The sequence below is a fragment of the Burkholderia sp. BCC0397 genome (assembly GCF_902832865.1).
GTDB lineage: Bacteria > Pseudomonadota > Gammaproteobacteria > Burkholderiales > Burkholderiaceae > Burkholderia.
Window position 1 is genome coordinate 457,888 of the sequence record NZ_CADFDL010000002.1, and the last position, 14,213, is coordinate 472,100.

The window sequence follows — 14,213 nt, forward strand, 5'->3', positions numbered from 1 at the left end:
CTCACGCTTGCCAATTAGGTATGCGAAATTTCAACAACATTGATATTTCGGCTGTTGAAATTTTCCATATCAGGATTTTTCCATCCGGACAGGCTCCGGCAGCCCCCGCAGCTACGCCTCGGAAGATAGTCGCAGCCTTTGCATGCCACGCCGATTGCGGCGCCCCATCCATTCGGTGCCGCGATCCGGCATCCCGCCACCCGCCTGCGTCATACGCGAATCGGGCCACTCGATGCGGGTCAAGTCGATCTCCGCATCCCCGCCGATGCGCAGCGCCAGCGACTCGACATGTCGGTCATGGGTGACGTGCTGGGCCAGCCGCCAAGGCCCGGCCGCGGCTGCCGGCGCAGCGCGCAGGCGCGGCGCCGCCTCGAGTTCGAACGCAAGCTCACAAAAAGGCAGGTGAAGCCCCATTCCGACGCCCTTCGCGACGGCCTCCTTCAAGGTCCAGAGCCGGACAAACTCGGCATCGCGGCCGGGCCCGTCGAGTCGAGCGATGCGCGCCCGCTCCGACGGAGCGAGACACGCATCCATGACGACGCGGCCCGGCTTACGTCGAAGCGCCTCCACATCGACGCCGCACGGAATCGTGCCGCTGACGACACAGGTCACGCGCGTCTCGCAATGCGAGAGGTTGAAGCGCGGACGGCATCGAAACCGTTCATCCAGTTCGGGACGGCCGTATCGGCCCGTCGAGAAACGCCACTCGCGGGGTGCGCAAGACGGCTCGGCGTGGCTCAGCGCGCGACGTAGCAAACCATGCGCCGCCAGATAAGCGTGCCGATCCCGCTCGAACACGAAACGCCCGGCACGCGTCATCTCGTCGTCGTCGCATGACGCGGCTAGCGCCTCGATTCCACTCGCCCCGAGCGCGTCGATCGACGCGCTCCACCAGGCAACTTCGTACCGGCTCGACGTCATGCACGACGGGTGTCGATAATCAGCGTGCTCTTCATCGGGTTCCCCGTGTCGGCCTCGATGCGCACGACCGCGTCAAGGCCGACAAAGGCCCCGGAGCACGCATCGGCAACCACACTCGCCTCGATCGTGGCGACGCCGTTCTCGAATATACCGTCGTGACGCAGGACTAGTGCGCCCTGCAAGCCGCCGCTGGCGACCGTGATCGTCTCGAATCCACTGAACAGCGCCGTTGACGGCGTCAGATAGACGAGCGAATACGCGACGTTCGATACCGCGTCGAATCCGCCTTCGTACTGGTAAGTGACGGCCGCACTGGCCATCTTGCGGCCGTCGCCGAATTCCGACAGGGTCTGTTCCACCCAGTTCAGCATAGTCCGGACCAAGACTAACTGTTCGTTCATGTTGGCACCTTGTTAAACAACGCCCGGCGTTGATCGATCTATTTCAAAAAGACAAAAACAACTATTCGGCGAACGACATGCGAATTCGAATGCTCGGTCGCCCCCTTGCCAAAACGGACCAATTCTCCGACATACGGCACTCCACAGCCAAATAACTTTTTATTATCCTTATAAGTATTCCGATAAACAGATCGGAATGTTATCGCCGACATGTAGCACGGAATTTTTTTGTCGATATTTTTTATCTCCTTCTCGCCTCCCAGCAATTCATTGTGCTAGCATCCGCCCTGTTTGGTCCCGCAGGAATAGCTCACGCAATACATGGAAACTGATCGAAATTCCCAACGAAAAGGAGTGAATCGATCTGAACCATAACGCGCGCACGGGCGTTTCCCAGCTGTTTTCAAACACGAAGCGACCCAAAAAGATCTATTTCAAAAAGACCGTACCCATGTTTCAAAAAGACTGACATCTCCATTTTTGTTATTGAGATGTCAGTTTCAAAAAGACTGTTTTCGTTTCAAAAAGACCATCATTCCACTCCCAGAAGAATGCTGCGTCTGTTTCAAAAAGACCTTGAATAGGCGATTAACTTTTTTAAGCTGACTGCACACCGCCTCGATTAAGGTAGGCGGATCGGTCAGTTGGGTGGTCCAGTCATGGATGATCAACTGTGGGCAAGAATCGAAGCACTGTTACCTCCACCGAAGCCGCGCCGCTTCAAGTACCCGGGGCGCAAGCCCGTACCCGACCGCGTGGCCCTGACGGGAATCATTTTCGTTTTGAAGACAGGCATACGCTGGGGCGACCTGCCGCCGGACCTGGGTTGCGGTTCAGGTGTCAGTTGCTGGCGCCGTCTCCGCGACTGGCAACAGAGCGGGATATGGGAAAAGATGCAAGCGATCCTGATGGACGAAATCGATGCGGAAGAAAAAATCGACTTCTCACGGGCAGCAAAACGTGCCGGAGCCGTCCGAAATCCACGCGTGAAAGAGGGGCCGCCGCGCAGCCAGTCCGGCGAATCGTCGGGCACGCGGATCACGCTTTAGCCGCAACGGAGTTCGTCAGGAAGACCACCGGTCTCCAAATCGCGCCACGGAAAGGGGACTCGACGCATCGCGTCACCGGCGGTATCGGTCGGCGGCATTCACGGCGAAGGACCTTATTGGTCTCCCTCTATAGAATGGATCCTCCTTCCACCTGAATCCCTTATATCCATGCGTTACATCTGCCTGCTTAGAGGAATCAACGTCAGTGGCCATCGCAAGGTGACAATGAAAGAGTTGCTGGAATTGTGCACGAATTTGAAATTCCGGAACGCCGTCAGCTACTTGCAGAGCGGCAATCTGGTTCTCGAATCGACGCTGAAGGCAGCCGAACTCGAATCAACGCTCGAGCGTGAAATCGCCGACCGTTTCGGCTATGTCGATGTCTCCGTGATGGCGCTCACCAAGGCCGGCCTCTCGGCCGTGATCGACGGACTACCGAAGCACTGGCGCGAGTACGACCCGTCCAAGCTGCACTTCTCGTTCCTGAAGAAGGCGGGCGCCCAAGCTGGCAGCGCCGCGTCGAAAGACTATCTTCCCGACGAGTACGCGGTCGGCGAGCGCGTGGTCTACGTCCATTGCCCAAACGGATATGGACGCACCAAGCTGAACAACAGCTTCGTCGAACGGCTGACTGGCACGCAGGCCACGACCCGCAACTGGAACACCACGCATCACCTGCTTGAACTCGTCGCGGCCTAGCTGGCGCGGCATCTGAACGACTCGGCGCCAGCTCGCCCAGAGCCAGCGCATTAGCCAGATGAACTAAGGAAATGACAGACAACCGAACCAGTCGTGATACCCGCAGCTTCGTGTCGGCTGCCGTCGCACAATTGCCCGACGGTGCTGCGGCCATGCATTCGCTAAATGCCGGGATGGTGATCCACCGCGAGGCCCAGGTCCATTACGACTATCTGCCCGAGGCGCGCGCGTTCGCGATCCAGCTTCAGAACTATATGAACATGAAGCTGTCTCCCGACGCGGTCACGCTCGTCTACGAGGAAGTGTTCGGACGTCACGGAAAGATGCATTGGTTCGTTCATATGAAGACCCCGTCCGACTACGGCCGCCTCCTCGACCTGGTCGACCACGACAAGGCGTTCCAGGATATCTATCAGGAAGACCGTCTGCCCGAGCGAGGCGGTGGCAACTGGGAACGGATCTTCGTCCAGGGCAGCTTCCGCGAGCACGTGATCGTGCCGCAGCACGGTTTCGCACGCGAAGCGATGGACGAACTGGATCCGCGCAGCTTTCTTCCTCCCGCGCGTCACCAGATCGCGGACGCGAACGCGCCGTTCCTTCACTCGGGCAATTGCGGCGTGCTGGTGCTTCGCTCGCTGCAGGCCCGGTACGAATCGCGCGACCTCGCACGCTTCTATCTGAGCGAATGGCAATCCGTTGTCAACGCTCGTCTGGGCGGAAGCGCCACCGTCGCGCAATTCGAGGAAATGTGGGGTACGCAGGACCACCTGCATCTGCTGATCCATTTCCGCGATCTCGATGCCTGCCATGCACTTCAGCAACTCGAGGCGACTGACGCGGAGCTGCGCGAGCTGATGGGCAAGCCGCGCGTCAACCTGAAGGGCGAGCGCGCGGCCTGGGGCGGCCTGTTCGAAACGGGCTCGATGCACGACGTCGTGATGCTCGCCGTCGAGCCGGATCGGCCCTGAAGGCCATCATCGGCATGGCGATACCGAGCCATGCCCTATCAACTTCAAGGAGTAAGAATCATGATGACCCGCAAGAGCGCTTTCAAGATTACGCGTTGGGAAGAACAGGAGAACGATCAATGGGCAGGCGGCAAGCTCACGCGCACCGTGGCAACCAAGGAGTTCACCGGCGAGCTCGAAGGCACGGCGGTACTCGAGGCGATCATGCTGCGCCTGTCCGGCGATGACGGCGTGATGAGCTACGTCGGCGTCGAACGGATCCAATGCACGATCGACGACCGTGAAGGCACGTTCATTCTGACTCACCACGCCGAGGCGCGGCACGACGAGCGTCACGCGACCTGGAAGATCCTGCCCGGCTCCGGGACAGGCGGCCTGATCGGCATCCATGGAAGCGGCAGCATCACGCCGGACCACGACTTCATCCTGACCTACGCGTTCGGCGAACAGTGATGCGCCTTCTGGGTACCTTCAACGGCTGGCGTACGCGCACGCCGAAACTGACGCCGTCGCGGGACACCGGTGCATTGACGGTACCCGACTTGCTCGACGCGCGCGCCGACGTCCGAGCCGATCACGCGCCGTTGCGCCTGCCCTCGGGCGCTCGGCTGACGTACGGCGCATGGCGCGCGCGCTCGGGCTCAGCCGCACTCGGACTCTATCAGAACGGGCTGCGCATCGGCGCACGGGTCGCACTGATCTTCGACGGACTGGACTGGCTCGACTACGCGGTCGCTTATATGGCCGTCCTGCGTTGCGGCGCGACCGCCATTCACATGAATGGCCACATGCCCGACGCGGAAATCCAGCGGCGGCTCGCCGAGTGCGACTGCTCGATCCTGATCCGCTCGCGCTTCGTCGCACCGCCGCGCGGTTTTTCCGGCCAGCATTTCACGATCGACGAACTGCTGCGCGGCGACGAATCGCTGTCGGCAATCCCGATCGCGCCCGACAGCATCGCCGAGATCCGCTATACGTCGGGCACCACGGGCGCCGCAAAGGGCTACCTCGTCAGCCACGACAACCTCACCTTCGGCCGCACCCTCGACTCGATGCAGGCGCTGTCCGGCGCGTCGGGTATGTTGGTGCCGATGACGCTTGGCACCTCGACCAGCGCGACGCTGCTCGTGATCGCGCTGACTTCGACCGCGCCGATGCTGCTGTGCTCGCCGCTCGATATCGAGTCGATGGGCGAACTGATCGAGCGCGAGCGGATCACGGCCTTTATGATCACGCCGCGTATCGCGCAGGAAGTCGTCGACGCACGGCTCGGCGAGCGCCACGATCTCGGCTCCGTCCGGCTGGTCGCGTCGGCCTCGTCGCCGCTGAGCCCGTCCATGGCTGCATCGATGCTCGCGATGATGCCGAATGCGACCTTGCAGATCGCCTGTGCGCAATCGGAGGCGAGCCCCGCGCTGCTGACACATACCTATACCAAGGACCGGCCGTTCTCGGTCGGTCGACCCTCGCCCGCCACGGAAATCCGCGTCGTCGGACCGGATCTGAGCGATGCGGCGGACGGCGAGCTTGGCGAACTCTGGCTGCGCACGGCCGCACCCAAGCGCCTGTTTCTGACGGCGCCCGACATCAACGCATTGCTGCGCAAGGACGGCTGGTACCGCACCGGCGATCTGGTGCGCCGCGACCCGAGCGGCGAAATCGAATTCTTCGACCGCAAAGCCGACGCGCTCGTACGCGACGGCCAGCTGATTTCGTCGATTCACATGGAGGCGACGCTGATGAACGACGCAAACGTGCGTGAAGCCGCCATCGTGTCGGTCGACCGCGGCGCCGAACCAGCGCAGATCGTCGCCTTCGTCGCGTTGCGCGATCCGAATGCGTTGCAGGCCGTCAAGGACGCGTTGTTGAACACGATCCCGCCGGCACAGTTTCCGGACGCATTCGTCGTCGTGTCCGCACTGCCGCGCACGCAGAACGGCAAGGTGCTCAAGCGCGAACTTCGGTTGAACGTCGGCATCCGGTAACCGATGCCGACCCTGATGTCACCAGGAAAAAAAGGATCCAGCCATGTATGACTTGATCGTGGTCGGCGCACGCGTTGCCGGCTCGCCCGCCGCCATGCTCGCGGCCCGCGCCGGCCTGCGCGTGCTGCTGCTCGACCGCGCGGGCTTTCCGTCCGACACGCTGTCGACGAACTACATTCATCAGCCCGGCTGTGCCCGCCTTGCGCGCTGGGGCTTGCTTCAAAAGGTGATTGATTCCGGCTGCCCGGCAATCCCTCGCACGCGTTTCGAAACGCGCGGCATCGTGGTCGAAGGCGGAATCAGCACCGATTATGTCCAGGACGCGGCCTATGCGCCGCGCCGCTACGTACTCGACCCGCTGCTGCTGGAGGCCGCCCGCGATGCGGGCGCCGAGTTCAGGGAGCATTGCACGGTCGTCCAGACGCTCACCAACGACGGCCGCGTGGCCGGCGTGGTTCTGCGGAATCGGTCGGGCGCGCTGCGCGAGGAACGGGCGCGTCTCGTCGTCGGCGCGGACGGCATGCATTCGACGATTGCGCGCCTCGTTGATGCAGAGGTCACGCGCGAGGATCCGATCATGACCTGTGCCTATTATTCTTTTTGGCAGGGTCTTAATTCGCATTACGAACTTTATGAAGGCGATGACCTGTGGGTGGGCGCCGTACCGACCAACGACGCCATCCTCGTCGCCACGTATTTCCCGCAGCACGCGTTCGAGACGATCCGCTCCCGGTCGTTCGATGCGCATCTCGACGCCGTCGCCACCTGCGCGCCCGCGCTGCGCGACCGGATGCGCCGCGCGACGCAGACCGGCAAGCTTTGGGGGACCGGCGTGCAGCGGAATTTCTTTCGGCGCGCCGCTGGCCCGGGATGGGCGCTCGTCGGCGACGCCGGTCATCACAAGGATTCGATCAGCGCCCGCGGCATCACCGACGCGTTCGTCCAAAGTGAACTACTGATCAAGCGGATCCAGCACGCGATTCATGACGACGCGCAACTCGACGCGGCACTGGCCGAATTCGCCCGCGATCGAGACACGCTGATGATGCCGGGCTATCTCGCCACGCTCAATGTCGCGCAGATGGACAAGAAGGACAGCCGGCTGAACCTGCTGCGGGGGGTAGCCGCGGACCCGCGGCTCACGGCCTTGTATTTCGACGTCGTGGCGGGCATCCGGCCCGGGACCGACCTGAAGCGCGCACTCGACGAACGTATTGCCGCCACGCAGCCCTGACGCCCCCGGCTTGCGCATTGTTTCGCCGTTCCCTTCCACTCACCAGACGCAGAGGAATCATGACCCAACATTCCAACCACCCGCTCGCGGACAACGACGTGCCGTGCGCGCGCCATCAGACCGCGATTCCGTACGAGCAGATTCTGCATTCGGCCAATGCCGGTCTCGTCGTCCACCGCAAGGCGATCGCGAAGGCCGAGTTCCGCTCGGAGGCCCGCATATTCGCGCGTGAGCTCGGCGAGTACATCACGAGCCGCCAGATCGGCGTGGCGTCGGTCTTCGTCTACGAAGAGACCTTCGGCACGAAGGATGTCGTGCACTGGCTCATGCACATCTCCAGCCTCGATGCTTACCAGACGATGGTCCGGATGGGCAACAGCGATCCGGGCTTTCGCGAGATCTTCTTCAAAGAACGGATCGACGCGAAGAAGGGCGGCGGTACCTGGGACCGGGTTTTCGTCGATGGCAGCGTGACCGAAACCGTGCTTCTGCCTCAGTTCTACGGGATGTACGGCACGGCCATCGAAGGCCGCCCGGCCGTCGTGACGAAGGAGACGAGTTCCGGCGGCCTGATCCTGCCGCCCGCGCAACATCAGACATCGGTGCCGCCCGAGCAGTTGCTCAATTCCGCCAACGCCGGCATCGTCATCCATCGTACGGGCCAGCTGGCTTTTCGTTTTCGGTCGGAAGGACGGCAGTTCGCACGTGCGGTCGCCGAAACGATCAACACGCATCAGCGCGGCGTCGCATCGGTGTTCCTCTACGAAGAAGCATTCGGGCGTTCGGACCGCATTCACTGGCTGATTCACCTGAAGGACCTGTCGGCCTACTACTCGCTGATCGACATGCGCGCGGCCATGACACCAGAAGTGGCGGCCGTCTACAGCAAGCAATGGATTCCCGACGAGAAAGGAGGCGGCGACTGGAGCCGCATGTTCCTCGACGCGACGCTCGAGGATGTCGCGCTCACGCCGCAACACTGGAACATGTATGCGACCCAGGGCAGCGCGCAGGCTACCGTGGAAGCGTCCGCCGCGGCACTGGAGTAAGGCCATGGCGCCCGATGGCATGAATCCCGGTCCGCGACGCCGTGCCGCGCGCGGCCGACGGAGCGGTTGGTTGTGCCCGGCCGCCGGCCCCTTCGGCAGCCCCGTATGGGGCTGCCCGAACCGGACCGACACTGACAAGCAAGTTATGACCCGATGCTCTCCTTGACTCTTTCCGCCAGGGCGTGGGTGATCCCCGGTCTGTCGCTGCTGCTGAGCGCCTGCTCGGTCAGCCCGCCCCCTCCGCCCGCGATGCCGGCCGCCCCCGCCCGATGGAGTGATCGGCCGGGCACCGACGCCGCCGTTGCGTCGATACCCGCCATACCCGCCACCAGCACCGCCTGGTGGACGAGCCTTGGCGATCCCGCCATTGACGCACTGATTCAGGCTTCGCTGGCCGATAACCCGACGCTCGAGCAGGCGGCGGCCCGCGTCGATCAGGCTCGGGCCGCGGCAGGCATCGCGGCCGCACAACGGTTGCCGACGCTAACCGCCAACGGCTCCGCGAGCCGCGCGCAAACCGCCTATGTCAACGGAACCAGCAACAGCGCGGGCTTAGGCGGCAACGCCAGCCAGGTCGGCCAGAATCTCGACCTGCTGTACGGCACCGCGCAGATCGGCCCGGCGCTGTCGTGGGAAATGGATCTGTGGGGACGTGTCCGGCAGTCGCGAATCGCCGCGAACGAGCGGCTCGCGGCCCGCAACGCCGATGCCCGCAGCGCGCGCCTCGCGATCGAGGCCGAGGTCGCACGGAATGTGGCCGAATTGCGCGCGTGCCGCTACTCGCTCGAGGTTCGCGATAGCGATATCGCATCGCGTGACCTCGAACTCGGCCTGATCCGGCAACGCCTGGCGGCAGGCAACGTGGCCCGCATCGACGAGGCCAGCGCGATCGGCAATCTCGCCATCTCCCGCGCCAGCCGTCTGGACCAGACCGAACGCTGCGACCAGCTCGACAACGCGCTGGTCGCGTTGTCGGGGCTCGACCTCGGCACGGTCAAGTCGCTGATGCGCCGGCCGCTCGCCAACAACGCCCGCATCCCGGAACCGCCACCGACGCGGCCGGCACTGCCGGCCAGCGTCCTGGCGATGCATCCCGATATTGTCTCCGCCCGGCGGGAAGTCGACGCCGCGTGGGCGGACATTGGCGTCGCGCGCGCGGAACGCCTGCCCCGACTCGAACTCGACGCGATGCTGGCAGGCCAGTGGCTGACCGCGCTTGGCAAAACCTTCAGCATTCTGGCGTGGTCCGTCGGCCCCACGCTCAGCGGAACGCTGTTCGACGGCGGCGCGGGCAGCAGCAAGGTTGCCGCCGCGCGCGGGCGCTATCGCGAAGCCGTCGCGAATCTCGACGCGCACATTCGCGAAGCCGTACAGAACGTCGAAAACGCGCTCGCGCGCCAGGCATCGGCCGACGCACGCCTCACGTCGTCGCGCGAAGCGCGTCAGGCCGCCGGCGACGCGCTGCGCGCCAACGAGGCCCGCTGGCGTGCCGGCGCGATCAGTCGCTTCGAACTCGAAACCTCGCGTCGTCAGTTCGAAACGGCCGAGGAAAGCGTTATCGACGCAGCCCGGGACCGCTGCACGGCCTGGGTCGCGCTGGTCAAGGCGACCGGTTACGGGCCGAGTCTCGCGATCGCCCTGCCGAGCTCTTCCGGCGACTCTTCCCCATCATGAAACCCGCAATGATCCGACTCTTGAAGCTGTCCGCCGCCTGCGCGCTGGTGGGCATTGGCGCCGGCATTTACGCCTTCGCATCCGCCCCCCCCGGCGACAAGACGCCACGCCCCGGACGCGAACCCGCGCTCACCGTGACGGCCGCAACCGCGCGCGAGGTCGACTGGCCCGTCACGGTCAGTGCATCCGGCGCCATCGCCGCCTGGCAGGAATCCAGCGTCGGCGCTCAGGTCAGCGGCTATCGCCTGATCGAGGTCGATGTGAATGTCGGCGACATCGTCAAGCGCGGTCAGATGCTCGCGCGCATCGACGCGGAACAACTGCGCGCCGCAGTGCGCCAGTCGGCTGCCACGCTCGCGCAGGCGGAGGCCACCGCCGCGCAGGCTGAACTCAACCGCGCGCGCATGACCGGCCTGCGCGACAGCGGCGGCATCAGCGAGCAGGAAATCCTCCAGTACGTCACCCAGGCACGAACCTCAAAGGCGCAAGTCGACTATGCGCGGGCTGTCCTGGAGCAACAACGCGTCCAGTTGCGAGATACCGAAGTGCGCGCGCCCGACGACGGCGTCATCAGCGCACGCGACGCGACCGCCGGTTCGATCGTCACGGCCGGGCAGACGCTGTTTCGCCTCATCCGCCGCAACCGGCTCGAATGGCGCGGTGAACTGACGGCCTCCCAACTCGCCCGGATCGGCATCGGCGATACGGTCGCGCTGTCGTTGCCAGACGGAACGAGCGCCGAAGCGCGCGTCCGCAGCCTCGCCCCGTCGCTCGACCCGAAGACACGGCTCGCGCTCGTCTACGCCGACATCGTTCCCGGCAGCCACGCACGTGCCGGGATGTACGCGAGCGGCGTGCTGTCGGTCGGTCGGCACAAGGCGCTCGTCGTGCCGTCCGACAGCGTGGTGGTGCGCGACGGGATCAGCTACGTGCTCGCGCTGCACGATGGCAGCGCGACGCCGAATGTCGATCGACTGACCGTCACGGTGGGCCGCCGGCTCGGCAATGAAGTCGAGATCCTGAGCGGGCTCGTCAATGGTCGCCGCGTGGTGGTGCAAGGCGCCGGCTTCCTGAACGACGGTAACGTGGTGCGCGTGGCTCACGCCCAGGCGGGAGGCGCATCGTGAATCTCGCAAACTGGTCGATCCGCAATCCCGTCGCCGGCATCCTGCTGTTCGCACTCCTGTCGCTGGCAGGCATCGCCGGCTTTATACGCCTGCCCGTGCAGGCGTGGCCCGACGTGCAGTTGCCGACCGTCGAAATCACGTTGACGGAGCCCGGTGCGGCACCAGCCCAGCTCGAGGCTGATGTCGTGCGCAAGGTCGAGAATGCGCTCGCCGCGCTCGCGTCGGTCAAGCACATCCTGACGACCGTCACTGATGGCAAGGTGTTCATTTCAGTTCAATTCGAGCTGGGCAAGGATCTGCCGAGTGCGTTGATCGAGTGCAAGAACACGGTGGACAGCATCCGCCCCCAGCTGCCCGCGAGCCTCGAACAGCCCATCGTCGCACCGGTCAACGCATCTGGCGATCCGGTACTCGTCTACGCCGTGTCGTCGTCGCGCATGAACGAGCGCGACCTCTCCTGGTTCGTCGACGACACCGTGTCGCGCGCGGTGCAGGCAATCCCCGGCGTCGGCGCGTTCCAGCGTGTCGGCGGCGTGCAGCGGCAGGTGCGCGTCGAAGTTGACCCGACCCAGATGGCTGGGCTCGGCATCAGTTCGGCCGACGTGTCGCGGGCGCTGCGCGACATGCAGCAACAGTCGTCGGGCGGTCGCACCGACCTGGGCGGGTCCGAGCAGTCGATCCGGGTCATCGCCACCGTCCATCAGGCCAGCGAGCTGGCTGCGCTTCCGCTCACGCTACGCGATGGCCGCACGGTCCGGCTCGACCAGTTCGCGACGGTCGCCGATACGCACGCCGAGCGCACGCAGATGGCATTGCTCGACGGTAAGCGGGTCGTCGCCTTTAGCGTGTCGCGGGCGAAGGGCCATGACGAAACCGCGATCGCCACGCAGGTCGGCCACGTGCTGGCGCGGTTGGGCGCAAGCCACCCCGACGTCCGCTTCCTGGCCACGGACGGTTCGATCACAGCCACGCGGGCGGTCTACTCCGGTTCGATGCACATGCTTTACGAGGGCGCGCTCCTTGCAGTGATCGTAGTCTGGTGGTTCCTTCGGGACTGGCGCGCTACGTTCGTCGCCGCCTGTGCTCTGCCGCTGTCGATCCTGCCCACCTTTGCGGCCATGTCGTGGCTCGGCTTCTCCCTCAACACGCTCACGCTGCTCGCGCTAGCCGTGGTGATCGGCATTCTGGTCGACGACGCGATCGTCGAAGTCGAAAACATCGAGGCGCACCGCCGCAACGGCAAATCGATCCGACGGTCGGTGGAGGACGCAATCCATGAAATCGCACTGCCCGTCGTCGCCACGACGATGGCGCTCGTCGCCGTGTTCTTGCCAACCGCGACGATGGCCGGCATCACGGGCCGCTATTTCGTGCAGTTCGGCTGGACGTCCGTGATCGCGGTACTCGCGTCGCTGCTCGTCGCGCGCGTGCTGACGCCAATCCTGGCGATCGCGCTGCTCGGCAACCGGCCCGTGCATCGCGAGCGCGACGGCCGCCTGATGCAGCGCTACCTCGATGCCGTCCGCTGGTGCCTCACGCATCGCAAGCTGACACTGGGCGCGGCGGCCCTGTACTTCGTCGGCTCGCTCGCGCTGGTTCCGTTCATACCCAGCGGCTTCGTGCCGGCGACGGACAATTCGAGCACCAGGGTCACACTGAGCCTGCCGCCAGGCAGTTCGCTGGCCTCCACGGCCGCAATGACGGAAACGGCACGCGCGGCACTGGCGACCTTGAAGGGCGTGGACCATGTCTTCGCCAACGTCAACAAGATCAGCGCTGAACTGACGCTGATTCTGGCGCCGCGCGGCGCACGTCCGAATCAGACTGAGATCGAAGCGCAGGCCCGCCGCGCGCTGTCCGGCATCCCCGGCGCACGCTTCACGGTCGGCGGCAGCGGTGCCGGCGACCAATTGCGCCTGATTCTCGCAAGCGACGACGACGGGGCGCTCAACCAGGCCGCCCGCGCACTCGAAAGCGAACTCCGCGGTGTCGGGTCGTTGACGAACATCAATTCAACGGCCAATCTCGAACGGCCCGAACTCGTCGTTCGGCCGAATCTCGACCGCGCGAGCAATGTCGGCGCCAGCACTGAGGCGATCGGAGACATCGTGCGCATCACGACGAGCGGGGATTTCGGCACGAACCTCGCCCGACTGGATCTCGACAATCGCCAGGTCGACATCAACGTCAGCATGCCCGACGCGTATCGGCGCGATCTGTCGGCGCTCGCCAATCTCCGTATCCCGACCACAACCGGCACGGTCCCCCTTGCCTCGGTCGCCACTCTGGCCGTCGGTAGCGGCCCGTCCAGGATCGACCGCCGCGACCGCCGCCGCTATATCGTCATCAGCGCGGACCTGGACGGGATGCATCTCGGCGATGCAATTTCGGCCGCCTACAAGCTGCCCTCCGTGCTCGCGCTGCCGACCGGGGTAGCGCTGATTCCCGACGGCGATGCCGAATTGCAGGGCGAACTGGCGAGCAGCTTCGTGACCGCAATCGTGGTGGGGATACTGTGCGTCTACTGCGTACTTGCGTTGCTATTCCGCGACCTGCTGCAGCCGGTGACGATCCTTTCCGCACTGCCGCTGTCGATCGGCGGCGCTCTGCTGGCCTTGCTGGCCACCCGCAACGAACTCAGCGTTCCGTCGATGCTCGGGCTGCTGATGCTGATGGGCGTGGTCAGCAAGAATTCAATCCTGCTCGTCGAGCACGCGATCCTGCGTATTCGGGGCGACGGCCTTACGCTCCATCAGGCCCTGCTCGATGCATGTTACAAGCGTGCCCGGCCGATCGTCATGACGACCGTGGCGATGACAGCGGGCATGGTCCCCATCGCGCTCGGCTTCGGCGCCGATGCCAGCTTCCGCCGGCCGATGGCGGTCGCCGTGATCGGCGGCCTGATCACGTCGACGGCGCTAAGCCTGCTCGTGGTGCCGGTGGTGTTTTTCTACATCGACAGGTTCCGGCAGTTCCTGATTCGCATGACCACCCGGCCGGCGCGCACACGCGAGACGGTGAGGCGTGGCATTACACCCGCCCCAGCGCAACCGAAGACGTCCCGCTCGCCAGCGGGCGCGGCCGGTATGCAAAACGAATAACCGCT

At 64.5% G+C, this 14,213-nt stretch carries 11 protein-coding genes and 1 pseudogene; 10 read left to right on the top strand and 2 right to left on the bottom strand.

Annotated elements, in window-relative coordinates:
• Positions 1–111: 111 nt before the first annotated feature.
• Positions 112–921 (bottom strand): 4'-phosphopantetheinyl transferase superfamily protein, encoded by an 810-nt coding sequence (locus HWX03_RS07020; protein WP_175870796.1) that lies wholly within the window; start codon positions 919–921, stop codon positions 112–114.
• Positions 918–1,322 carry a DUF3224 domain-containing protein gene (locus HWX03_RS07025; RefSeq protein WP_175870797.1) on the bottom strand — a complete coding sequence of 135 codons (405 nt, stop codon included), beginning with the start codon at positions 1,320–1,322 and terminating at the stop codon, positions 918–920. The genes HWX03_RS07020 and HWX03_RS07025 overlap by 4 nt, the downstream gene beginning before the upstream one ends.
• Before the next feature lie 644 nt (positions 1,323–1,966).
• Here HWX03_RS07025 and HWX03_RS07030 point away from each other — a divergent pair.
• The 10 genes and pseudogenes from HWX03_RS07030 to HWX03_RS07075 all read left to right on the top strand — a co-directional run.
• A pseudogene (locus HWX03_RS07030) lies at positions 1,967–2,299 on the top strand (transposase); the annotation flags it as partial.
• 240 nt (positions 2,300–2,539) lie between these two features.
• Entirely contained in the window at positions 2,540–3,070 is a 531-nt protein-coding gene (locus HWX03_RS07035; protein WP_279608017.1) for a DUF1697 domain-containing protein, read from the top strand.
• 71 nt (positions 3,071–3,141) lie between these two features.
• Positions 3,142–4,038: a DUF6039 family protein gene (locus HWX03_RS07040; protein WP_175820806.1), complete on the top strand. Its 897-nt coding sequence runs from the start codon at positions 3,142–3,144 to the stop codon at positions 4,036–4,038.
• Between the two features lie 60 nt (positions 4,039–4,098).
• On the top strand, positions 4,099–4,491 hold the full coding sequence (locus tag HWX03_RS07045; protein ID WP_174429054.1) for a DUF3224 domain-containing protein: 393 nt from the start codon (positions 4,099–4,101) through the stop codon (positions 4,489–4,491).
• Entirely contained in the window at positions 4,491–6,023 is a 1,533-nt protein-coding gene (locus HWX03_RS07050; protein WP_175870798.1) for a class I adenylate-forming enzyme family protein, read from the top strand. The genes HWX03_RS07045 and HWX03_RS07050 overlap by 1 nt, the downstream gene beginning before the upstream one ends.
• Positions 6,024–6,066: 43 nt before the next feature.
• Positions 6,067–7,257, top strand: coding sequence for an FAD-dependent oxidoreductase (locus HWX03_RS07055; protein ID WP_175870799.1), 1,191 nt, complete (start codon positions 6,067–6,069; stop codon positions 7,255–7,257).
• Between the two features lie 59 nt (positions 7,258–7,316).
• Positions 7,317–8,306 (top strand): DUF6039 family protein, encoded by a 990-nt coding sequence (locus HWX03_RS07060; protein WP_175820803.1) that lies wholly within the window; start codon positions 7,317–7,319, stop codon positions 8,304–8,306.
• Between the two features lie 162 nt (positions 8,307–8,468).
• Positions 8,469–9,980, top strand: a complete 1,512-nt coding sequence (locus HWX03_RS07065) for an efflux transporter outer membrane subunit (RefSeq protein WP_175870800.1) — start codon at positions 8,469–8,471, stop codon at positions 9,978–9,980.
• 8 nt (positions 9,981–9,988) lie between these two features.
• Positions 9,989–11,107 carry an efflux RND transporter periplasmic adaptor subunit gene (locus HWX03_RS07070; RefSeq protein ID WP_244132598.1) on the top strand — a complete coding sequence of 373 codons (1,119 nt, stop codon included), beginning with the start codon at positions 9,989–9,991 and terminating at the stop codon, positions 11,105–11,107.
• Positions 11,104–14,208, top strand: a complete 3,105-nt coding sequence (locus HWX03_RS07075; protein WP_175870802.1) for an efflux RND transporter permease subunit — start codon at positions 11,104–11,106, stop codon at positions 14,206–14,208. Before HWX03_RS07070 ends, HWX03_RS07075 begins: the two co-directional genes overlap by 4 nt.
• Positions 14,209–14,213 lie beyond the last annotated feature (5 nt).

What these genes read in the sequence shown, in the direction of transcription:
- HWX03_RS07020 (WP_175870796.1), bottom strand. Translation starts at nt 921, where the DNA reads ATGACGTCGAGCCGGTACGAAGTTGCCTGGTGGAGCGCGTCGATCGAC.
- HWX03_RS07045 (WP_174429054.1), top strand. Translation starts at nt 4,099, where the DNA reads ATGATGACCCGCAAGAGCGCTTTCAAGATTACGCGTTGGGAAGAACAG.
- HWX03_RS07040 (WP_175820806.1), top strand. Translation starts at nt 3,142, where the DNA reads ATGACAGACAACCGAACCAGTCGTGATACCCGCAGCTTCGTGTCGGCT.
- HWX03_RS07025 (WP_175870797.1), bottom strand. Translation starts at nt 1,322, where the DNA reads ATGAACGAACAGTTAGTCTTGGTCCGGACTATGCTGAACTGGGTGGAA.
- HWX03_RS07035 (WP_279608017.1), top strand. Translation starts at nt 2,540, where the DNA reads ATGCGTTACATCTGCCTGCTTAGAGGAATCAACGTCAGTGGCCATCGC.
- HWX03_RS07050 (WP_175870798.1), top strand. Translation starts at nt 4,491, where the DNA reads ATGCGCCTTCTGGGTACCTTCAACGGCTGGCGTACGCGCACGCCGAAA.
- HWX03_RS07055 (WP_175870799.1), top strand. Translation starts at nt 6,067, where the DNA reads ATGTATGACTTGATCGTGGTCGGCGCACGCGTTGCCGGCTCGCCCGCC.
- HWX03_RS07060 (WP_175820803.1), top strand. Translation starts at nt 7,317, where the DNA reads ATGACCCAACATTCCAACCACCCGCTCGCGGACAACGACGTGCCGTGC.
- HWX03_RS07070 (WP_244132598.1), top strand. Translation starts at nt 9,989, where the DNA reads ATGATCCGACTCTTGAAGCTGTCCGCCGCCTGCGCGCTGGTGGGCATT.